The sequence below is a fragment of the Staphylococcus sp. EG-SA-2 genome (assembly GCF_017152085.1).
Map to the genome: position 1 here is coordinate 1 of NZ_JACYHC010001316.1, position 597 is coordinate 597.

Sequence of the window (597 nt, forward strand, 5' to 3'; positions counted from 1 at the left end):
AAACGTATCATGCGAAATTTGGTTCGGCATTCGGTTTAATGCCAACTTTAGCGCAAAGTAATTATTATCGTCCACAAAATGTATCGCGAGATTATAAAGATTTATATTTTGCAGGTGCAAGTACGCATCCAGGTGCAGGCGTTCCTATTGTCTTAACGAGTGCGAAAATAACTGTAGATGAAATGATTAAAGATATTGAGCAAGGCGTGTAAGGGAGTAGTCTAAGAGAAAGATGTGAGAAAAGTATAAGGGGAACGTAAAAGGCATAGTGAAATAAGTATGTGCTTAAGAAGTTTTATTTAACAATGAATGACGCCTGTTAAGGTTCACGTTTGAATACGTACCTTGATGGGCGTTATACTTTATATAAGCATATCTAACTGGTTGCGCATGCGGATATGCATGGCAGTTGAATCATAATGATTGAGTGTATATTAATCTGAAAATTCCTAATATTGACAATAATATTATACCTACCTAAAATGAAAATAAATTCATTCAATACAACGTGTGTCATAAGTTCTGTTGAACATAACGGTGAATGGCGATGTCATTGTAACCATCTAAATGAGAGTGATACAAGTTGTTAGGATTATG

General features: G+C 35.0%; 1 protein-coding gene. It reads left to right on the forward strand.

Translation table 11 applies throughout. From position 1 onward, the window contains the following. A partial coding sequence (locus tag IDG60_RS21100; protein ID WP_206161156.1) for an FAD-dependent oxidoreductase occupies positions 1–212 on the forward strand: 212 nt, incomplete at its 5' end. Positions 213–597: the final 385 nt, after the last annotated feature.